Below are 20,703 nucleotides of genomic sequence, written 5' to 3'. Positions count from 1 at the left end.
GGCCGCCCCGCATCGACAGACATACAGAATCGACAGGCATACAGGCATGAAGCCGCCCCGCGGCGGGGGTCCACGGGGCGGCGGTTCAGGGGGTTGCGGCTGAGTGCGCGCGTCAGCTGGAGGTGGGGACCTTCCAGGTGCGGGTGGCGGTCAGCCGCTTGCGCAGCGCGGGGTCTTTCACCGCGCTGGTCTTGTCCGCGGCTTTCGCGGTGACGGTGTGGGGCTTGCCGTCGGCCGGGACGCCGAGGGACGCGGGGGTGACGGTCTTCTTGCCACGTGCCGCGGGGACTTCGCGCCCGTCCACGGACCAGGTGAGCGAGGCGGACTTCGGGACGCTCACCGTGAGCCGCGCCGACCGGGCGGCGGAAGCGCCGGTGCGGCTGCTGAGCACGCTGGCGTGGCGGTAGAAGCCCGCGATCATCGCCTCGCGGCCGGGGAGGCTGTACTTACGGCCGAGCGTGCGCATGATCGAGTTCTCGGTGGGGCGGTTGATGCCCTTGGGGTAGTAGCGGCCGCCCTCGTACGCGCCGACCTTGCCGCCGTCCGGTGAGGTCCGGCCGATCCAGCGGTACCACTTCCGCTTCTGGGCGGTGAGCTGGGCGGCGCTCAGCTTGGTGGCGTTGGACTCACGGGGTTCGGCGCCGGTGTAGGTGCCGTTCGTCGCGTAGACGTACTCGTCGGCGAGGTCGCCGACGGAGTGGCCGGTCTCGTGGACGGCGACCTGGTCGGAGTCGGGGTGGTCGGAGGAGGCGGTGGCGATGCCGTCATATCCGACGCCGGAGGTGATCGTGTAGCCCGCGCCGCCGTATTTGGAGGAGTTGGACAGCACGATCACCAGGTCGGCCTCCGGCGCCTTCGCGGCGTACGACTCGACCTTGCCGGTGTCGACGCACAGCAGCCGCTCGGTGCCGTCGCACCAGAAGTAGGAGTCGAGGGCGGTGTCCTTGACGACGCCCTTGGACGGGTCGCCGGAGACGCCGGACTGGTTGGAGACGGCGTCCACGGACCAGACGTTGAAGAGGTTCCGGTAGGCGGCGTACGGCTCGACGGCGGAGATCTGCGCCCATTTGGCGCGCACGTCGGCGTGGAAGTCGCCCTGCTGGGCGGCGGTGTAGCCGTCGCCGACGAAGACGACGTCGACCTTGTCGGCCGAGGGGCCGTTGCCGATGACGGAGGCGACATCGCCGTCGGCGGCGGTTTCGGCGGGCGAGAGCGCGCGGTCGTCGCGGGTGAGCCGGGCCGGGGTGGCGGCCGGGACCTCGGTGTGCCGGGGGTGGGCGCCGGGGCCGGTGAAGTACTCCACCTCATGGGTGCGCCGGGCCGATTCGACGGCGGCAGCGGCGGACGCCGACGGCGCGCCGGTGACGGCGGCGCTCACGGTCGCGGCGACGGCCGCCGTCAGCGCCAGACCTCCGGCGACGACAGCGGAGCGTAACGGGGTGTGGCGGCCTCGCCATATCCCTTTGCGCACGGGGGCTCCCGACGTTTGCTCCGTAAGCGGCCTGTTAAACACGATTAATTCGCCGCTCAACCTAGGGCCAAAGATTGCCCCGAGCAATGGGAACTAGGGAAATCGCTAAAGAAATCGACCATCAGGCCCTATGTCCGGGATCGCACCCCGCGCAGGGTGACGCTCCGTCACGCCGTCATGCCGCTTCGTCCCGCGCGAGCGCCAGCAACCGGTCCAGTACGCGGCGGCCGCCCGCCCGTACTCCGTCGTGCTCGAACTCGTCCGTCACCCAGGTCCGCAGACCCCGGATCGCGCGGGCGGTGGCCAGCGCGTGCGCGGTGTCCACGTACAGATCGTCGTGGTAGATCGCGGCAGCCACGGGGACGGTGTTACGGGCGAGCCGCTCCGGGTCGTACAGCGGGCCCCAGCCGGTACGGGCCGCCAGCAGTTCGGCGGTGCGGCGCAGCGGGCGCAGCGCGGCGTGGGTCTCCAGCATCCAGGGGTGGACGCTCTCGCCGGTCAGCAGGACGGGACGGTCCTCGGCGACCGCCCGAACGGCGTCGAAGCGCGGGAACTCGTCCCGTACGCGGTGCGCGGACCAGGCGGTGGCGCGGTCGTCCTGGGCGTAGACGGACTCGTGGAGCAGGGTGTACAGGGGGCTTCCGGCGCGGGAGAGCACGGCGGCGACCTGCTCGGCGAACGCGTCGGCGAGGCGCGGCCCGGCGGCGGTCTCCACGAAGGCGCCCTCCAGGAGGTAGTGGAGGCGGTGCGATCCGTCGCCGGTGCCGAGCAGGATGCCGAGCTGCTGGAACGCCTCCGGGGTCAGCCGGGTGCTCTCCGGCAGCACCTCGTCGTGCGCGGCGAGGTGGCGGACGACGCGGCGGACGGTGTCCGCGTCGCCGGGGTAACGGCCGTAGTGGGCGAGGGTTTTGCGTTCCATGCGCGGATAGGCGGCCCGGTACACCTCGTCCGCGCCGGTGCCGAGCCCGGGCAGTCCGCCGGTGATGAGCACCGTGTCGAGCCCTTCGGGCGCGTACGACAGGTATGTGACGGCGCAGAAGCCGCCGAAGCTCTGGCCGAGGACGGTCCAGGGGCGGCCACCGGTCAGCCGGGCCCGGATCAGCTCGCAGTCGCGGACGATGGAGTCGGCCCGGAAGTGGGCCAGGTAGTCGGCCTGCTGCTCGGGGGTGCCGCGCAGTGGCAGGGTCTGGCGGGTGGCGGGCGTGGAGCGGCCGGTTCCGCGCTGGTCGAGGAGGAGCACCCGGTATTCGTCGAGCGCGCGGTCGAGCCAGCCGGAGCGGCCCACCGGGCGGTCGGCGCCGAAACCGGGGCCGCCCTGGAGGTAGAGCAGCCACGGCATCCGCTCGCGCTCGGCCGCCAAGGCGCCCGCGGCGACCACCTCGCGGCCGTAAAGCCGGATCTGTTCGCCTCCCGGAGCCTTATGGTCAAGCGGTACGTCGAAATGGTGGTCGGTGAGGTGCAGCCCCGGCTGACGGACGGTCGCCATGGCGTCCGACCCCTCCGGTGCTGTATCCATCGCCTGCTGCATGTTTTTAATCCTCACGTAAATGGACTTAGCCCGGCGATTAAGTTACCGCCGGGGAGAAGAGGGCACGGTGGCCGAAAAGAGCGCCGGAGACAGTCGGGCGGCGCGGGCGGGGTCGGGGGCGGGGGCTACGGCGGAGATCGGGCGCCGGGTGCTCAGGCTGCGCACGGAACGCGGGTTCACCCAGCGGCAGCTGGCCGAACCGGCCTACACCGCCGCGTATGTCTCCACGCTGGAATCCGGGAAGGTCCGCCCCTCCGAGGCCGCCCTGCGCCACCTCGCCGACCGCCTCGGCATCACCTACGAGGAGCTGGCCACCGGCCGTTCGCCGCGGGACGCCACCCGGCTGCGCGCCGGACTCACCGACGCCCGGCGGACGCTGGCCACCGGCGACACCGAGGACGCGGCCGCCCGCTTCGCGGCCCTGGGCGCCGAGGCCGACCGGCTGGGCTTCCCCGACGAGCGGGCCGCGGCCCTGCTGGGGCTCGGCGACTGCGCCATGGAGACCGGCGAACTCATCACCGCCCGCGACCACTTCGAGGCCGCCGAGAAGCTGCTCGCCGACGAGCCGCTGCCGCGCCGCGTCCCGGCGATCCGCGGCCGCGCCGTGTCCCATCTCCTCGCGGGCGAACTGCGCTACTCCTGCTATCTGCTGGAGAGCGCCATCGACGAGCTGAACGCCTGCGGGCTGCACGACCCGAACGCCCTGCTGCTGCTCTACACCGCCTCGATCGCCCCGTACATGGACATGGGGGCGCACGGGCGTGCGGTGCGCGCCGCCGAACTCTCGCTCGCGCTGGCACCCAGTGTGGACAACCCGGAACTGGTCGCCCAGATGCACCGCGGGGTGGCCCGCACCCTGATAGCCGAGGGCCGCACCGCGGAGGCCGACGCGTCGCTGGCCAAGGCGCAGGAGCTGTACGAACAGCTGCGGCTGCGCACCGACCTGGCGCACTGCCACTGGATGCGCGGCTACGTCCACGCGCAGGACGGCGACCTGGAGCGCGCGGAGAGCGAACTGCGCACCGCCCGCGACATGCTGGCGTCCAAGCGGGCCGCGCTGTTCACGGTGCAGGTGGAGGTGGAGCTCGCGGACGTGCTGCGGCGACGCTGCCGCACCGCCGAGGCGGAGGCACTGCTGCGGCCCCTGCTGGCGAGATCCGGCGCCTCCGATACCGGCGCCTCCGATACAGGGCGGGAGGCCGTCGAACTCACCGCGGAGCGCGGCGCGGTGCACGCGGGCGGCGCCCACCGGCTGCTCGGGCTGATAGCCGACGAGCGCGGCGACGCGGAGGGGGCGGAGGAGCACTACTGCGCGGCGCTGTCGCTGCTGGAACGCACCGGCGCCGCCGGTGACCTGGCCGACCTGTGCCGGTTGCTGGGCGATCTGCTCCGCCGCGAGGGGCGGTTGGAGGCCGCGATGGACGCGTACCGCACGGGACTGGGACACCGGGCCGCACCGGGCACCACCACACTGGGCCCGGCCCCGGCCGAACCGCCCATCGGGAACTGATCAATCGAGCACTGATCACACGACGGCGTGTCCCACGGGGACGACCGGTGCGCCCGCCGGGCCGGGGCCGCTCGGGGCTGGTCAGGCCCCGACGGACCGGTCCTCCCCCGGCGAGGGCCGGTCGGCACGGCACGGCGGGCGGATCAAGGGGTGAACAGGCCGCCGCGTGTGGGGGTCGCGGCGGCCCGTCCGGCGCCGTAGCGCCCCGCTTCCAACCCCACACCGCGACCAGTTTCGGCCACGGCGGTCACGGCGCGCCGAGAGGCATGACGACGCGCTGTCGGGGCGGGGGTTCGGGTGTACCCCGCGGAGTGGTGCGGCATGTGATCCACTCTGCCCGGCCCCGGACGCACGGACATCCGCCTCCGGTCTTCCCTCGTCCCCCGCCGATCGGCGGGGTGATCCCCCCAACAGGGCGGAGGAGACCACTCCATATTGGTGCTCCGATGGGGCAGGCTGTGCGGACAATGCGCATGACAGCTGAGGGAGGGAGTGGCCGGTGATCCGTGTTGCGGTGGTCGACGACGAGGCACTCGTACGATCCGGCCTGCGGCTGATCCTGGGCACCGCCCCGGACATCGACGTGGTCGCCGACTGTTCCGGCGGAACGGCGGTCGAGACCGTGCTCGGCAGCGAGGCCGACGTCGTCCTCCTCGACATCCGTATGCCCGACGCCGACGGGCTCACCGTACTGGGGCAGTTGCGGGCCGCGCCCCGCTCCCCCACCGTCGCCATGCTGACCACCTTCGACGCCCAGGAGTATCTGACCGCCGCGCTGCGCGCCGGGGCGGCCGGGTTCCTCCTCAAGGACACCGACCCGGAACAGCTCGTCCGCGCGGTGCGCACCCTCGCCCAGGGCGGCAGCGTCCTCGACCCCGGCGTCACGGGGGCCGTCATCGGCGGCTATCTCGCCGCCGAGGCGGAGGCGACGGCCGCCAGCGCGGTCGACGCCCTCACCCCGCGCGAACGAGAAGTGCTCGCGCTGCTCGGCGAGGGGCTGGCCAACGCGCAGATCGCCGAACGGATGGGGCTCGCGCCCAGCACCGTCAAGGACCATGTGCGGGCGGTACTCGGCAAACTGGGCGGGCTCAACCGGGTGCAGGCCGCCATCGTCGCCGACCGGGCCGGGCTGGTCACCAGCCGCCCGGGGGCGGGCGGACCTCGGTGACCGCGGCCGCGCCCACCCCGCCCGCCGCACCGCCGTCGACATCGACATCGCCGTCGCCGTCGCCGTCGCTCCCGTCATCGCCGCCACCGTGGCGGCGGAGGCTGCCGAAACGGCTGCCGCGGTGGGGCGCGCTGCTGATCCCCGCCGTGCTCGCCGTGGCCGACTCGCTGCTCGTCAACGGCGTCACCCTCGGCCTGGAGCTGAACGTCTCCCTGGTCGCGGCGGCGGCCCTGCTGCTGCGCCACCGCTTCCCCGCCCCGGTCTTCCTGGTGACCCTGCCCGGCATCTTCATCGGCTACATCTGGTTCGCGCCGATGATCGCGCTCTATACGGTGGCCGAACGCCGCCCCGGCCCACGGCTGCTCGGCGTCTCGGCGCTGCTGCTGGCCGCCGCGCACTTCGTCCCGTGGCCGGTTTCCGACTTCGAGCCGACCGCGTACCGGGAGAACACGCTCACGCTGATCGACGCGTGCGTCACCTCCGTCGGGCCCATCGCACTGGGCCTGCTGGTGCGCACCCGGGGTGAACTCGCCGCCCGCCTGGACGATCTGACCCGCAGCCGCCGCCGTGCCGACGAGCTGATCGCCGAGCAGGTGCTGAGCACCGAACGCGCCCGGCTCGCCCGCGAGATGCACGACGTCGTCGCCCATCAGGTCAGCCTGATCAGCCTCCAGGCCGGAGCGGTGCAGATCAGCGCGGCGGACCAGCAGGCGCGGGAGGGCGCGCGGACGATCCGCGAGCTGTCCGTACGGACGCTGGACGAGCTGCGCCACATGGTCGGCATCCTGCGGGCGGCGGGCGGCGACCTGGAACAGCTCACCCCGCAGCCCCGGCTGGCGGATCTGCCCCGGATGATCGAGCTGAGCGCGCTGGACGTGGCGTACGAGGAGGCCGACGACGCACGGCGCGCGGGCCGTCCGGAGGCGGTGGAGCGGGCCGCGTTCCGCATCGTGCAGGAGGCGTTGACCAATGTGCGCAAGCACGCGCCGGGGGCGCGGGTGACGGTACGGATCACCGAGGCGGCCACCGAGGGGCGGGGGCTGCGGGTGGAGGTCCGGAACGGGCCGCCGGACGCCTCGGCCGTGGCGCCGGGACTGCCGGGCGGCGGCCATGGGCTGGTGGGGCTGCGGGAGCGGGCGGTGCTGCTGGGCGGCACGCTCACGGCGGAGCCGACGGATGAGGGGGGCTTCGTGGTGCTGGCGGACTTCCCGAAGGTGCCGCCGCGAGATCAGTAAGGCGCGGGGGGTCTGTTCCCCGCCCCGCCCTTTCCCTTCCCTTCCCCGGACCGGGGCAGGCCTCGGGCCCCGGACGCCCTTCGGGCATGGCCCCGGGCGCTCTTCGGGCGTGGTCTCACACGCCGACCGGGCCGGACTGGCTAGCCGGACCGGCTAGGCCGAGAGGGTATTCGCGGTGCTCTGTTCGTCGCCGTCCGGTTCCGTCGCCACCATCAGGTTGGGATAGACGTCGAACAGGCGGCGGACGCCCAGGGCCGCGAGGACGCGGTGCACATGGGAGCCATGGGCGGCGTCCTGGGGCGGAAGAATCAACCGGAGCTTGCCCGAGCACGACCGCATCAGCCGGCGCGCGGCGATCAGGACGCCGACCCCGCTGGAATCGCAGAAGCGAACCTCGGAGAGGTCGAGCACCAGTGAGTGGCGGCCCTCGGCGACCGCGTCGTGCACGTGCTGCCGGACTGCGGGCGAGGTCACGAGGTCCATCTCGCCGGAGACCTGCAGGACGACCCACTCCCCCCGTCCGTCCTCCATCACCTTCAACGTCACGCGCTCGAAGCCCTTCACTCGCAGCTAACCGGAATTTGCTGTTCCAGAGCGGCTGCCCGCCCGGCACCGCATAAAACTCCCCCCAGTCTCAGGCCGTGCCAACGACCCTATGCCCCGCCGAAGCGTTTCGTCCCGTCGCTCCTGCACACCGTGACCGGCCCAATACCATCCGCAGCCGCGTTGTGCCGCACTTTGCCGCATGGAGGCGCGTTGTGTCAGCCCCCGGCACTACATTCGATATGAAGGTGGGCATAGTGCCAACAGACCCGGCCGACGAAGAGGGATGGGGGCCGCATGGCGAACGACGCACCGCCCCGCTGGGACCGCAGGATGCAGCAGCGGCTGGCACGCGGCGAAGCCGCCGCGCTCGGCGAGCTGTACGACCGCCTCGCCTCCCTCGTCCACCATCTCGCCCATCGCGTCCTCGAAGACGAGGACGCGGCGGACCGCATCACCCGCGAAGTCTTCACCTACGTCTGGGAGAACCCGGACGCGTACGACCCCAAACAGGGCTCCCTGCGCTCCTGGATAGCCACCCTCACCCACCGCCACGCGGTGCACCGGCTCCGGTCGCGGACCACCGACGACGACAACAGCGATGGCGACGGTGGCGGTGACGATGTCGCCGTCGCCGTCGCCGTCGAGGAGCGCATCCGCGACGCCTCCGTCGCGGCCCGCGCCGACTACATCGTCACCTCCATGCCCGCCCCGCTGCGCGCCGCCCTGGAACTGGCCTACTTCGACCGCCGCGACTACCGCCAGGCCGCCGCCGCCCTGGGTGTGACCGAGGACGAGGCCAGGCGCCGCCTGCGGCTCGGGCTCCAACTGCTGTCCACCGCCTACGTCCCACCGCCGCGCACCACGGCGCCTCCCGGCTACGGGCGGGCGCTGTGAGCGGCGCGGGCGGCCCGGAGCGCTACGACCCCGGCGACTTCCCCGATCCCGATTACGGCCACGGCGACAACTCCGGTGACGGTGACGGCGACGGCACGGCCGGACCCGGCGACACATCGGGCATTCCACCGGAACCGGACGGACCGCCCCGCATTCCGACGCCACGAAGCGCCGCCGAGGACACCAGCGGCTGGCCGGGCCCCCTCATGCCGCTACCCGAACCAGCTGATCCACCTGCCACCGACCCGCCCGCCGACCGCCAACCCGGCACCGCCCGGCCCCACACCGCCCCGCCGCCCTCGCATGACGTCCTGCGGTCGCTCCTCGGCGCCTGGGCGCTCACCGCCTGTTCGCCCGACGAGACAGCCGCCGTCGAGGCACATCTCAACCACTGCACCTCCTGCGCCGAGGAAGCGCTGCGGCTGCGCGAGGCCGTGGGGCTGCTGCACGCCGAACACAGCCTCGACCTCGACCCGCTTCTCCGCTCCCGGGTGCTGGCAGGCTGCCTCGGCCGCCGCCCCGCGCGGATACCGGTGCCCGGCTGGGCCGCCGCGTACGACGCGGAGGCCGCCCGGCTGGACGCGCTGCTACGGGACATGGGCGACGCCGAATGGCGCGCTCCGGTACGGCTCAAGTGGTTCGACGGGCACCGCCTCACCAGCCGGAACACCACCGTCGCCGGGGTGATCGGGCATCTGATGGTGGTCGACGGCGCCGTGGCCGCCGCCCTCGCGCTGCCCGACCCGCTCGGCGAGCACGCCCCCGGCTCACCCTCGGCCCGTACGGAGGCGTACTGGCACGCGGAGCCCGATGCCACGGGCGGGACCGGCCCGTCCACCGCGCTGCGGGAGTTGTGGCGTGAGCAGGGGCACGCGCTGGTCCGTACGGTGTCGTTCGCCGGGCGCGGGGCCTCGGATCTCTCCGTACCGTTCGGGGATTTCACGCTGCCGGTCCGCGACGCGTTCCTGGACCGCGCCTTCGAGTGCTGGGTGCACGCGGGGGACATCGCCGAAGCCGTCGACTACCCGTATGAACTCCCCGCCTCCGCCCACCTCAAGGCCATGATCGACCTGTGTGCCCGGTTGCTGCCCGACGCGCTGGCCGAGCGGCGCCGCGCCGGGCTCGCCGCCCCGCCGCGCCGCCTCGTCGAGGCGGGCGCCCCGGGCCGTACGCTCCATCTGGAGGTCGAGGGCCCCGGCGGAGGCGACTGGTACATCCCGCTGGACTCACCGGCCGCCAAGGGAACGGCGGAGGAGGCGGTGGCCCATATCGCGCTGGACCCGGAGGCGTTCTACCAGCTGGCCGCCGGGCATGTGCCGCCGCAGGAGGCGGCGGTGGGGCAGATGGGGGACGTGGAGGCGATCCGCGACGTGCTGTTCGCGACGGCCTCGCTCTCGCGGCTTTAGCCCCCGCCCGACGAACCCCGGCCCGATATTCCCCGTATCGGCCCGCATTGGCCCGTATCTCGCCGAATCAGCCGAAAACGACCGTCCGGCGGCCGTTCAGCAGCACGCGGCGCTCGCTGTGCCACTTCACCGCGCGGGCCAGCGCCTGGCACTCCACGTCGCGGCCGACCGCGACCAGCTGGTCCGGGGTCACGCCGTGGCCGACGCGCTCGACCTCCTGCTCGATGATCGGGCCCTCGTCCAGGTCGGCCGTCACATAGTGGGCCGTCGCGCCGATCAGCTTCACTCCGCGCGCGTGCGCCTGGTGGTACGGCTTGGCGCCCTTGAAGCTCGGGAGGAAGGAGTGGTGGATGTTGATGATCCGGCCGGACAGCTGCTTGCACAGGTCGTCCGAGAGCACCTGCATATAGCGGGCCAGCACCACCAGCTCGACGTTCTCCGCCCGCACCAGCTCCAGCAGCTCCGCCTCGGCCCGCTCCTTGGTGTCCCTGGTCACCGGGATGTGCCGGAACGGGACCCCGTACGAGCCCACCAGCTCCTGGAAGTCGGTGTGGTTGGAGACCACCGCCACGATTTCCACCGGGAGCGCGCCGATCCGGGAGCGGAAGAGCAGGTCGTTCAGGCAGTGCCCGAACTTGCTGACCATCAGCACGATGCGCATCTTCTGGTCAGCACGGTGGATCTGCCAGTCCATCCCGAAGGAATCCCCGACCGCCGCGAAGCTCGCCCGCAGGTCCTCCACCTTCACCGGGGAGACGGCACGGAAGTGCACCCGCATGAAGAAGAGTCCCGTGTCCCGGTCCCCGAACTGCTGGCTGTCCTCGATGTTGCAGCCGGTCATGAAGAGGAAACTCGACACGGCGTGCACGATGCCCTGCTTGTCCGGGCAGGACAGCGTGAGGATGTACTGGTCGGGAACGGAATGCGACTCGCTCATGACTCCATAGCGTCGCACACCCACGGCACCACTCAGGACCCGCCGCGGCTAGGCGGCCCGCGTCATGATCGACAGCACCTCAAGGGTGCGCGGCGGCACATCCGGGTCCTCGCCGTCGTTGGTGGCCAGCCGCATATGGGCGTCGCGGGCCGCCCGCACCGCCTCCGGCCAGGCATGGTGCTCGATGTACGCCGAGACCGGGGCGTCCGCGCCGACCTGGTGCAGAATCCTCAGCACCCGCAGCACGGCGACATCGACGAGCGCCGCCTCCTGCGAATCGCGGAAGACCGTCCCGACGTATTTCTCGGCGGACCAGTTGTCCAGCCAGGTGTCCTCGACCAGCCGGTAGACGGCATCGGTCACATCGCCATAGCCGGATTGCCCGGCCAGCCAGCACTCCTGCTGGAAGACCGGGTCGGAGAGCATATGCAGCCCTGAGCGCACATTGGTACGCCAGCGCCACCAGGGCATGTCGTTGACAGGCATACCGCCCATGGTGGTCGAGCGATGGCCGCGACGGGAAGACTTTTCCGAACCTTGCACAGTGATCGATCGTACGTTCTTCACACACGGGGACGCACCGCCCCCCGGGTGTTCACCTTCCCGATACCCGCGCGTTCCCTTACATAGCGGATGTGTTCCGCCCGGAGCACCAGGCTCCCATACCATGACCCGACGGCGCCGCCCCTCCTCTCACCCCCTCCGAGCAGCCGTCGTCGCCGCACTCTGCACCGCGGCCGGGGCGTCCTCGCTGACCGGATGCGGCTCGCTGCCGGGAATGTCGAAGGCGTCGGACAACAAGCCCATCGTCGTGATGACATGGGCCCCCGAGGGAACCAAAGCGACCAATATGCCGGGAATGCCCGCCATGGCGCAGGCGTACGCCCGCTGGGTCAACGCGAGCGGCGGCATCCACGGCCGCAAGCTCAAAGTGATCACCTGCAACGAGCGCAACGACTCCGTCCAGGCCGCGCGCTGCGCGCAGGACGCGGGGAAGGCGAAGGCCGTCGCGGTCGTCGGTTCGTACAGCCAGCACGGCCGCTCGTTCACCTCCCCGCTGGAGGTCGCGGGCATCCCGTACATCGGCGGCTACGGGCTGACCCAGGAGGAGTTCAACAGCCCGTACTCCTACCCCGTCAACGGCGGCCAGGCCGCGCTGCTCGCGGGCAACGGCCGCCAGCTCGGCTCCCGCTGCGCACGCGTCTCGCTGGTACGCCCCGACACCATCGCGGGCGACGAACTCCCCGAACTCCTCGACGCCGGGCTCAAGGCGGCGGGCCGCGAGCCCGCCCACGACATACGCGCCCCCGAGGGTGCGGGCGACTACAGCAGGCAGGCCACCAGCGCCCTGGAGGACGTCGGCGCCGACAGCTCCCTGGGCTCCGCCGCCGCGGGCGCGGAGATGAAAAGCTCCTGCGTCACCGCCGCGCTCGGCAACCGCACGGGCACCTTCTTCGACTCCTTCCGGCGCGTCCAGGAGGACCACCCGAAGGTCCGGATCGCCTCCATCATGGGCAGCGTCCGGCAGTCCCTGGTCGACAGCACGGGCGGCAGCAACAGCCCGCTGGAGGGGACATACGCCACGGGCTGGTACCCGGCACCGGACGATCCGCGCTGGGGCCCCATGAAGAAGGTCATCAACAAGTACGCCTTCGACGACAACCGCATCGACCCCGACGACGCCGGCACCCAGACCACCTGGATCGCCTACACCGCGCTGCGCTCCGTCCTGATGTCCCTCAACCCCGGCAACATCAGCGCGCGCACCGTGCGCAACGCGCTGGACCACGGCCACAAGGTCGACACCGGCGGCCTCACGCCCCCGCTGCGCTGGGGATACGACGACCCGCTGAACGTGCCGGACTACCCGCGGATCGTGAACGCCGACGTCACCTATCAGGTGGTGCGCGACGGGCGGCTGGTCGCGGTGCGCAAGGGGTTCGTCAACGTGGCGAAGACACTGGAGCGGTACGGCCCCCGGGACTGACCGCCCCGGGGAACGGCCCGTCCCCGCTCAGAGCTGGGTCGCGTCGTGCTTGGTGAGGCCGTACTTCCCGGCGAGCGGGTTCCACAGCTCGGCCGCCTTCCGCTTGGCCGTGGTCGCCTCGCCACTCGCCCGCTCGGCCGCCCCGACCCGCCCGGTCCGGCGGGCCTGGCCCTTGGGGCACCCCTTCTTGCCGCGGACCTGACCGGCCCACGCCGCGTACTGGTTGTCGGCCTGCGCGGACGACTTCCACGCCTTGGTCAGCGACGCGGTCAGCTGGGCGTGATCCGGCAGCTTGTCGACGGACAGCTTGCCCAGCCGGGTCACCAGGTCGTTGCGCTGCCCGGCGGCCGTCCGCAGGTCCGAGGCGGCCTTGGGCAGGTTCTTGCACGTCTTGATGCTGTTCACGGCGCTGATCACCGACGAGCGGCTGTTGTTGCTGTCCTTGAGCAGCGCGTCCAGCGCTTTCGCCTGCGGCTGCGCGGGGTCGGCCGACTTGGACGGTGCGGCCGTCTCGTCCCCGCCGGCGCTCGGCTCCGAGCTGCCCAGCGTGGTGTTGTCGTCCTTCTTCTCGTCGTCGCCGCCCGCGCTCAGCGCGGCTCCGGCGGCGAGACCGGCGATCCCGCAGCCCGCGACGACGATGCCGATGAGCACGGCGGGCGACATCCGGCGCCCGCTCCGGCCACGGCGGCCGCGTCCGCCGTGCCCGCCGCCTCCGTCCGCCGGGCCCGGAGCGGGCGCCGGGGCGGTGAACTGCGGCATCTGCTGCGTCTCGCCGGGGGACTCGGCACCGGCGCCCGCCCCCGCAGCGCCGCCGCCGTCGGCCCGGAACAGGCCGTCGAACTCGGCGGGCGGCGGCCGGTCGCCCGGTCGGCCGGGGCGGATCGCGAAGGGTGAGCCCGCGGGCTTCGGCGGCTGTTGTTGCTGCTGCTGCCGACCGCGCCGGGACGGGGCGGTCTGCGGCGGCGCGGCGGCCGGGATCGGGCTCGGCAGGACGGAAGTCTCCTCCGCGTCCCCCGGCGCGGCGTGCGCGGGCTGCTGCCCGCCGCCGCGGTGTGCTCCCCGGCCGGGGCGGACCGTGCGCAGCTGGGTGGTGGATTCGGCGGCGGCCTCGGCCTTGGCGGGCCGGTTCTCCGGCGGCAGCGGCGCACTGGCGGACGGCTGCTGCGGCTGCTGCTGTGGGGGCGCGGCGTGCCCGGTGCCGGGCACGGGGGGTATGTACTGGGTCGCCTCGGCGTCCCCGGCGGGCTGCGGCGGCAGGAGCTGCGTCTCGTCGGCGGCACCGGCATACGGCTGCGGCTGCGGATGTCTCTCCGGCTGCGACTGTGCCTGCGGCGGCTGGTACGCGGGAGGCTGCGGCGGCCCGTACGCGGGCGGCTGGGGCTGCTGGTACTCGGCGGGCTGCTGCGGCTCCTGGTACGCAGGGGGCTGCGGCTGCTGCGGGGGCTGCTGGTACGCGGACTGCGGCGACTGCTGAGGCGGCAGCGGCTGTTGCGGCGCCCAGCCCTGCGGCGCCCCGAACGACTGCTCCGGGGTCTGCGGCGCCCCGAACGACTGCTCCGGGCTGCTCTGCGGTGCCCCGAACGACTGCTGCGGACCCTGCGGCGCCCCATACGACTGCTGCGGACCCTGCGGCGGCGGGCCGAAGGACTGCCCCGGCTGACCGTACGGCGCACCCTCGGGCGGCAGCGGTCCCGCACCCGTGGGAGGCCCGGCAGGCGGGTGCGGCGCGGCGGGGGCCGCGCCCTGCGGGGGCGGCCCCTGCGGCGCGTCCTGGGGTCCCCAGGGCTGGCCCCACGCCTGACCACCGGCCGGGGCGCCGTGCTGCTGCCCCACGGGCCCCACGGGCTCCGCGGGCTCCAGCGGCTCGGGGGGCCACTGGTCGCCCTGAGCGGGCAGTACGACGCCCTCACGGACCGCAGGCAGCTGCGGCTCGTTCCCGTGTCCGCTCTGCGTCACCGGGTCTCCTTGAAGAAGCGATTACCGAATCGTCGGCTCACGCTACCGGTTACCCGTGGGGGTATGAGCCCGCCGGAGGGAGAGACTGGTCACCGGCGAAGGCCCGGCAACGGCCCGGAAACGGCGCCGCGACAGCGCCGCGAAGGGACCGCCCGAGGAGAACGGGACAGGCTCAGGCGGCCTGCACCTCCAGCCTCGCCCCGAACTCCCGTACCACCGGCTCGTCCCGGTACGGCTCCAATCGCTGCTGGAAGTCGTCCAGATACTCCACTCCCCGGTTGGAGCGCAGCGTCTGGAGCAGATCCACCGCCTGGCCGCCGACTTGGCACGCCTGCTCCACCTCGCGCCCCTGGACATGCGCCGTGGCCAGCAGCAGCAGCCCGATGGCGCGGCGCCGCACCCGGCCCTCCGGGTGGCCCGCCAGGGCCTCTTCGGCGCGCCGCCGGGCGGGCTCGGCCTGGCCCAGGTCGCGGTGGCAGTGGGCCAGTTCGTCGGCCAGATAGGCGCGGTCGAAGTGGCGAATCCACGGCTGCTCGTCCCCGGAAGGACCGCCGCTGCCCACCGCCCGCTCCATCGCGTCCAGGGCGCGCCCGGCCGCGTGCTGGCAGGCCGGGGCGTCCCCCATGAGCGCGTGCCCGCGCGCCTCGGCGGCCAGGAACATCGACTCCGCGCGCGGCGGCACCTGACCGCGCGAACCCTCCTGCGCGGCCTTGGCCAGCTGCGCGATCTCCCGGGGGTTGCCCAGCTGGGCGGCGAGATGGCTCATGCTGGCGGCCAGCACGTATCCGCCGTACCCCCGGTCCCCGGCGGCCTGTGCGAGCCGCAGCGCCTGGATGTAGTAGCGCTGGGCGAGCCCGGACTGGCCGGTGTCGATCGCCATGTAACCGGCCAGCTCCGTCAAGCGGGCGACCGCCGCGAACAGTTCGCGCCCGACCGACTCCCGGTAGGACCCGGCGAGCAGCCCGGAGACCACGCTGTTGAGGTAGTGGACGACGACCGGACGCACATGGCCGCTGCCGTAGCGGTGGTCCAGTTCGACCAGCGCGTCCGTGGTGGCCCGCACCGCGGCGACGTCGGAGCGGCCGACCCGGGCCCCGGCGGTGCGCGCGACCTGCGCGTCCGCGCCGGTGATCAGCCAGTCGCGGCTGGGCTCGACGAGCGCCGAGGCGGCGACCGTCGAACCGGTCAGGAAGTCGCGGCGGCCGACGTCGCTGCGCCACAACTCGCAGACCTGCTCTATCGCGCCGAGCACGGTCGGGGAGAACTGCAACCCCACGCCCGACGCCAGGTTCTTGCCGTTGGCCATGCCGATCTCGTCGATCGTGACCGTACGGCCGAGCTTGCGGCCCAGCGCCTCGGCGATGATGCCCGGGGCGCGGCCACGGGGCTGCTGCCCGCGCAGCCACCGGGCGACCGATGTCTTGTCGTAGCGCAGATCGAGACCGTGCTCGGCACCGCACATGTTGACCCTGCGGGCCAAACCGGCATTGGAGCACGCGGCTTCCTGAATCAGCGCCTGCAGCCGTTCGTTCGGCTGTCGCGCCACAAGCGGCCTAGCGGCCATGGTTTTACCCCCAGTGACTGCTGTGCGTTCTCGGCGGATGCCGTCCCTGTTGATCAGTTCCCCGCGGGTATCGCGGGTATACGGCGAATGCGGAACTTGCCCGTATTGACCACATAGACCGTTTGGTTCACGTACGTGCGTACGGCCGCGCCAAAACGCCCTCGCACGCCTGTCACGCATGGTGGCTACCCGCTTACACAGCCGGAACCCCATACGCGCCCCCACCCATGCACCCATGCGCCCCGGCATGCCGTCGCCGCGCGCCGGGGAGCACGGGCGGCAGCGCGCGGCCGGGGGCATGGCCGTAACCCTTGTTGACGGCGGAAGTTGTCTTGGTCGTGGAAGAGACCATGGACGTGACAGGAACACCACATATTCCGAAGCAGCGTGGGGAACGGCTGCTCGACGCGGCGGTGCGCTACGCCGAGGAACGGCACTGGGACGTGCTCGCCGGCGCCTGGCTGGACACCGTGCGCGGGCTGCAGCGCTGCTCCTGCGGGGACGCCGACTGCCCGGCCCCCGGCGCCCATCCGACCGCCCCGGACTGGGTGAACCAGGCGACCGGCAGCCCGGTCGTGGTCCGGCGGATGTGGGCCCGCGCCCCCGGCGCGTCGATCCTGCTGCCGACCGGCCGCACCTTCGACGCCCTGGACGTACCGGAGTCGGCGGGCTGTCTGGCGCTGGCCCGGATGGAGCGCCGCAACGTCGATCTCGGCCCGGTCACTTCCACCCCGGACCGCAGGATGCTGTTCTTCGTGCTCCCCGGCGCCGCCGCGAAGATCCCGGACCTGCTGCGGAACCTGGGCTGGCCGCCGTCCTCGGTCGACCTGGCGGCCCGTGGCGACGGGGACTACGCCGTCGCGCCCCCGACCCGGGTCGGACGGCACGGCCCGACCCAGTGGGCCCGTCGGCCGACCGCCGCCAACCGCTGGCTGCCGGACGCCGAGGAGCTGGTGAGCACGCTCGCCTACGCGTGCGGACGCGATACCCGCGGCCGGGAGACCCGTGGGAACGAGACCCGCGGACGCGAGACGCGTGGACACGAGACGCGCAGGCACGAGACCCGCAGGTACGAGACGCGCGGCCGGGACGCGCGCCCACCCGAGCGCCGCTGACACGCCTCGGGCCCCTTGCCACCGGGCTCCCTGTCACCGGGCCCCCTGTCACCGGGCCCCGTATGGTGGTCGCGGACGGGGGCACGTCCAGCCCCCGTACCAGCCTGATGTGGGAAGACGGGGATATCAGTGCCGGACGCACACGCAGCAGCAGATGTACACGCGACCGAGCCCGCTCAGCAGCGGCCCGCCGTGCAGGTGCGGGGCCTGTGGAAGCGGTACGGGGAGCAGATCGCGGTCCAGGGCATCGATCTTGAACTGCCCGCCGGGCAGTTCGTCGGGCTCGTCGGCCCCAACGGCGCGGGCAAGACCACCACGCTTTCGATGATCACCGGGCTGCTGCGCCCCGACTCCGGCACGGTCGAGATCGGCGGGCACGACGTCTGGCAGGACCCGGCCGAGGTCAAGGCGCGGATCGGCGTGCTGCCGGAGGGGCTGCGGATGTTCGAGCGGCTCTCGGGCCGCGAACTCCTCGCGTACACCGGGCGGCTGCGGGGGCTGCCCGGCGACGAGGTCGACAAGCGCGCGACCCAGCTGCTGGACGTCCTGGACCTGGCCGGTGCGCAGAACAAGCTGGTCGTGGACTACTCGACCGGTATGCGCAAGAAGATCGGCCTGGCCGCCGCGCTGCTCCACAACCCGGAAGTCCTCTTCCTCGACGAGCCCTTCGAGGGCGTCGACCCGGTCTCCGCGCAGACCATCCGCGGCGTGCTGGAGCGCTACACCCGCTCCGGCGCCACGGTCGTCTTCTCCAGCCATGTGATGGAGCTGGTGGAGTCGCTGTGCGACTGGGTCGCGGTCATGGCGCGCGGCAAGATCCGGGCACAGGGCGCGCTGGCCGACGTACGCGGGGACGCGGCGTCCCTCCAGGACGCCTTCCTGGAGCTGGTGGGCGCGCGCGACCAGGGCCCGAGTGAGAACCTCGACTGGCTGGGCGGCGGCACCCGATGACGCTCACCGATCCGCTCGGCGCCAAGGGCCCGCTCGACGCCTCGGCGCCCGCTCCCCCGGCTGTCCCCACCGGCTCGCTGCTGCCCGTCTTCGTCCAACTGAAGCTGTCGCTGATGCGCAACGGGCTGCGGCAGTCCGCGGGCCGCCGCGCCGCGTACATCACCTCGATCGTCATCACCGTCCTCTTCGCCGCCCTCCAGCTGCTCGGCCTGGTGCTGCTGCGCGGCACCGACAACGCGGACGCGCTGGTCACCCTGCTCACCGCGGTCCTCGCGCTGGGCTGGGCGGTGATGCCGCTGTTCTTCCCCAGCGGGGACGAGACCCTGGACCCCACCCGGCTGGTGATGCTGCCGCTGCGGCCCCGGCCGCTGATGGGCGCGCTGCTGGTGTCCTCGCTGATCGGCGTCGGCCAGCTGTTCACCGTGACCCTGGTGGTGGGGTCGCTGATCGCGATCGCCCACGGGGCGGCGGCCGCGGCGGCGGCCGTCCTGGCGGGCGTGCTGACCGTGCTCACGTGCGTGGCGCTGGCACGGGCCGTCGCGACCGCCAACACCCGGCTGCTGAGCAGCCGCAAGGGCCGCGATCTCGCGCTGCTGAGCGGTCTGTTCGTGGCGATCGGCGCGCAGTTCGTGAACGTGGGCGTGCAGAAGCTGTCCGGCGCGGGCGGACTCGAAGCGCTGCGGCCCGCCGCGGACATCCTGCGCTGGGTGCCGCCCGCGACGGCGATCGACGCCGTCCAGGGCGTGAGCGAGGGCGCGTACGGGCTCGCCGCCGCCCAGTTCGCCCTGAGCACGGCCGCGCTGGCGCTGCTGATGTGGTGGTGGTCGCGCAGCCTGACGCATCTGATGATCAGCCCGGACGGCTCCACGATCCAGACGGAGAAGCCACGGCGGGGCGCCGCCGGGGCGGGCTCGTCCGCCGACGTGGGCGGCCCGCTCGGCCGGCTGCTGCCCGCCGGGCGCACCGGCACGGTCATGCTGCGCACCCTGCGGTACGCGGTGCGGGACCCCAAGGCCAAGGCGGGCTGGGTCAGCTCGCTGGGAGTCGGCCTGCTGATGCCCGTCATCACCTCCATCCAGGGCAACGGCAACGTCTACTGGGCGTGCTGGGCCTCCGGGATGCTGGGCATGCTGATGTACAACCAGTTCGGGCAGGACTCCTCCGCGTTCTGGATGGTCGCGCAGACCATTGCCTCCCCACGTGACGCCTACGAGGAGCTGCGCGGGCGGGCGTTCGCGATCGCCCTGGTCGGGGTGCCGTACGTGATCCTGGCGGTGGTGGGCTCGGCCGCCTTCATGAAGGAGCTGCCCGCCGCCCCCGAAGCGCTCGGGCTCGCCCTCGGCCTGCTCGGCGCGCTGCTGGCGACCGGCGCGATGACCTCGGCCCTGCGCCCGTACTCCATCCCGCAGGACAGTGCCAAGAACGTGGCACCGGGGCAGGGCTCGCTCGCCTGGATAAGCCTCATCGGCGGCATGGTCATGGGCGCCCTGCTGTGCGCGCCGCTGCTGGGCCTGACGATCTGGCTGCACGTCAGCGGAGCGCACAGCCTGCTGTGGGTGGTGCTGCCGCTGGGCGTGGTGTACGGCGCGGCGCTCACGGAGGCCGGTCTGCGGCTGGCCGCGCCACGGACGGCGGGACGGCTGCCGGAGATCCTGGCGGCGGTGAGCAAGGGCTGATTCCCGGCCCGTAGATGCGGCGGCCCATACGTGCGACGGCGCGGGAGCGGGACTGGTCAGGTCCCGCTCCCGCGCCGCTTTTCCCCCTGCGTTCCCTCATACGCTCCCTGGCGGAACGTATCTGCGCCTCAGCGGCGGCCGGGCGGCTAGTTCAGGTACTTGCTGTAGACCCAGCCCCTGGTCCCGGGCTTGATGCCCGAGGTGGTCCGCTTGAGGATCTTTCCGTAGGACCAGCTCTTATTGAATCCGCCCAGACCGCCGGTGCGGCAGAAGTACCGGAAGCGGTCTCCCCGGTACAGCGTCCCTATCGCGCGGTACTTGCTTCCCGGTCCGGAACGGAATCTGGCGCCACTCGTCGCGACCTTGAAATTGACGTCCGGCGAATTGAACCGGCATGCCGAGGAGCCCACGGCGGATGCCGTGGGCGCCATCGCGACCGAACCGCCCAGCATGAGCACCGCCGAGAGCACGACCATCGAGGCTTGGTGTTTTAGCTTCACGCGATCTCCCCCCGAGATCAGTGATTTCTTCACGTCCTGGTGTTAATGCGTGATTGCGCGTGGCAGAGCGTAGCAGCAGCCAATCCGCAAGCATCGTGCTGGTAGACGCCGTTGCGGCCACGAAGGTTGAATTCCGCATGGGAATATCTTCGTCCGGACGCGCGGCACGGCCCGGTTCCGGCCACTTCCACAGACCCGCACCCAGGCCGTCACAGTACGCACACAGTTGACGACCCGGATACGGAATTCCTGCCCCTAG

General features: G+C 72.5%; 18 protein-coding genes. 9 read left to right on the top strand and 9 right to left on the bottom strand.

What is annotated here, in order from left to right; translation table 11 throughout:
• Nucleotides 1-112: 112 nt before the first annotated feature.
• Together ABZ370_RS02290 and ABZ370_RS02285 are read right to left on the bottom strand one after the other, a co-directional pair.
• The gene (locus ABZ370_RS02290; RefSeq protein WP_358615228.1) at nt 113-1,471 is read right to left on the bottom strand and encodes a M64 family metallopeptidase; all 1,359 of its coding nucleotides are present in this window, start codon (nt 1,469-1,471) and stop codon (nt 113-115) included.
• Between the two features lie 175 nt (nt 1,472-1,646).
• On the bottom strand, nt 1,647-2,987 hold the full coding sequence (locus ABZ370_RS02285; RefSeq protein ID WP_358615226.1) for an alpha/beta fold hydrolase: 1,341 nt from the start codon (nt 2,985-2,987) through the stop codon (nt 1,647-1,649).
• A gap of 79 nt (nt 2,988-3,066) precedes the next feature.
• Between ABZ370_RS02285 and ABZ370_RS02280 the strand changes: the two genes are divergently transcribed.
• Nucleotides 3,067-4,509 (top strand): helix-turn-helix transcriptional regulator, encoded by a 1,443-nt coding sequence (locus ABZ370_RS02280; RefSeq protein ID WP_358616035.1) that lies wholly within the window; start codon nt 3,067-3,069, stop codon nt 4,507-4,509.
• Nucleotides 4,510-5,008: 499 nt separating this feature from the next.
• Nucleotides 5,009-5,677, top strand: a complete 669-nt coding sequence (locus ABZ370_RS02275) for a response regulator transcription factor (protein ID WP_358615224.1) — start codon at nt 5,009-5,011, stop codon at nt 5,675-5,677.
• Here the strand turns inward: ABZ370_RS02275 and ABZ370_RS02270 are convergent.
• Nucleotides 5,643-5,855, bottom strand: a complete 213-nt coding sequence (locus ABZ370_RS02270; RefSeq protein WP_358616103.1) for a hypothetical protein — start codon at nt 5,853-5,855, stop codon at nt 5,643-5,645. The two genes, ABZ370_RS02275 and ABZ370_RS02270, sit on opposite strands and share 35 nt — an antisense overlap.
• On the opposite strand from ABZ370_RS02270, the gene ABZ370_RS02265 reads away from it, so the two are divergent.
• Complete coding sequence (locus tag ABZ370_RS02265) at nt 5,779-6,912, top strand: histidine kinase (protein ID WP_358616032.1); 1,134 nt, start codon at nt 5,779-5,781, stop codon at nt 6,910-6,912. The genes ABZ370_RS02270 and ABZ370_RS02265 overlap by 77 nt on opposite strands.
• Before the next feature lie 153 nt (nt 6,913-7,065).
• Here the strand turns inward: ABZ370_RS02265 and ABZ370_RS02260 are convergent, their stop codons facing one another.
• On the bottom strand, nt 7,066-7,443 hold the full coding sequence (locus ABZ370_RS02260) for an STAS domain-containing protein (RefSeq protein ID WP_358615222.1): 378 nt from the start codon (nt 7,441-7,443) through the stop codon (nt 7,066-7,068).
• 309 nt (nt 7,444-7,752) lie between these two features.
• On the opposite strand from ABZ370_RS02260, the gene ABZ370_RS02255 reads away from it, so the two are divergent.
• Both ABZ370_RS02255 and ABZ370_RS02250 read left to right on the top strand, forming a co-directional pair.
• On the top strand, nt 7,753-8,352 hold the full coding sequence (locus ABZ370_RS02255) for a sigma-70 family RNA polymerase sigma factor (protein WP_358615220.1): 600 nt from the start codon (nt 7,753-7,755) through the stop codon (nt 8,350-8,352).
• Between the two features lie 206 nt (nt 8,353-8,558).
• Nucleotides 8,559-9,758 carry a maleylpyruvate isomerase N-terminal domain-containing protein gene (locus ABZ370_RS02250; RefSeq protein ID WP_358616030.1) on the top strand — a complete coding sequence of 400 codons (1,200 nt, stop codon included), beginning with the start codon at nt 8,559-8,561 and terminating at the stop codon, nt 9,756-9,758.
• Between the two features lie 67 nt (nt 9,759-9,825).
• Here the strand turns inward: ABZ370_RS02250 and purU are convergent, their stop codons facing one another.
• Both purU and ABZ370_RS02240 read right to left on the bottom strand, forming a co-directional pair.
• Entirely contained in the window at nt 9,826-10,695 is an 870-nt protein-coding gene (purU, locus tag ABZ370_RS02245; RefSeq protein ID WP_358615218.1) for a formyltetrahydrofolate deformylase, read from the bottom strand.
• A gap of 48 nt (nt 10,696-10,743) precedes the next feature.
• Nucleotides 10,744-11,190, bottom strand: coding sequence for a hypothetical protein (locus tag ABZ370_RS02240; protein WP_358615216.1), 447 nt, complete (start codon nt 11,188-11,190; stop codon nt 10,744-10,746).
• Nucleotides 11,191-11,362: 172 nt separating this feature from the next.
• Here ABZ370_RS02240 and ABZ370_RS02235 point away from each other — a divergent pair, with 172 nt between their 5' ends.
• Nucleotides 11,363-12,682, top strand: coding sequence for an ABC transporter substrate-binding protein (locus ABZ370_RS02235; RefSeq protein ID WP_358615214.1), 1,320 nt, complete (start codon nt 11,363-11,365; stop codon nt 12,680-12,682).
• A gap of 27 nt (nt 12,683-12,709) precedes the next feature.
• Here ABZ370_RS02235 and ABZ370_RS02230 read toward each other — a convergent pair whose 3' ends face one another.
• The gene (locus ABZ370_RS02230; protein WP_358615212.1) at nt 12,710-14,638 is read right to left on the bottom strand and encodes a hypothetical protein; all 1,929 of its coding nucleotides are present in this window, start codon (nt 14,636-14,638) and stop codon (nt 12,710-12,712) included.
• Between the two features lie 172 nt (nt 14,639-14,810).
• Nucleotides 14,811-16,202: a transcriptional regulator gene (locus tag ABZ370_RS02225; protein WP_358615210.1), complete on the bottom strand. Its 1,392-nt coding sequence runs from the start codon at nt 16,200-16,202 to the stop codon at nt 14,811-14,813.
• Nucleotides 16,203-16,552: 350 nt separating this feature from the next.
• Here ABZ370_RS02225 and ABZ370_RS02220 point away from each other — a divergent pair, with 350 nt between their 5' ends.
• From ABZ370_RS02220 to ABZ370_RS02210, 3 genes are all read left to right on the top strand, one after another.
• Nucleotides 16,553-17,317, top strand: coding sequence for a bifunctional DNA primase/polymerase (locus tag ABZ370_RS02220; protein WP_358615208.1), 765 nt, complete (start codon nt 16,553-16,555; stop codon nt 17,315-17,317).
• A gap of 129 nt (nt 17,318-17,446) precedes the next feature.
• Nucleotides 17,447-18,268, top strand: coding sequence for an ABC transporter ATP-binding protein (locus ABZ370_RS02215; protein WP_358615206.1), 822 nt, complete (start codon nt 17,447-17,449; stop codon nt 18,266-18,268).
• Nucleotides 18,265-19,944 carry a transporter gene (locus tag ABZ370_RS02210; protein WP_358615204.1) on the top strand — a complete coding sequence of 560 codons (1,680 nt, stop codon included), beginning with the start codon at nt 18,265-18,267 and terminating at the stop codon, nt 19,942-19,944. The genes ABZ370_RS02215 and ABZ370_RS02210 overlap by 4 nt, the downstream gene beginning before the upstream one ends.
• A 146-nt stretch (nt 19,945-20,090) precedes the next feature.
• On the opposite strand, the gene ABZ370_RS02205 is transcribed toward ABZ370_RS02210, so the two are convergent.
• A complete protein-coding gene (locus ABZ370_RS02205) occupies nt 20,091-20,477 on the bottom strand; it encodes an SH3 domain-containing protein (protein ID WP_358615202.1) in 387 nt (128 codons plus the stop codon).
• Nucleotides 20,478-20,703: the final 226 nt, after the last annotated feature.

It is taken from the genome of Streptomyces sp. NPDC005962 (assembly GCF_040629205.1).
Taxonomy (GTDB): Bacteria; Actinomycetota; Actinomycetes; order Streptomycetales; family Streptomycetaceae; genus Streptomyces.
The sequence above is the reverse complement of the archived record's forward strand: the minus strand, read 5'-3'. Positions and strand labels throughout refer to the sequence as shown.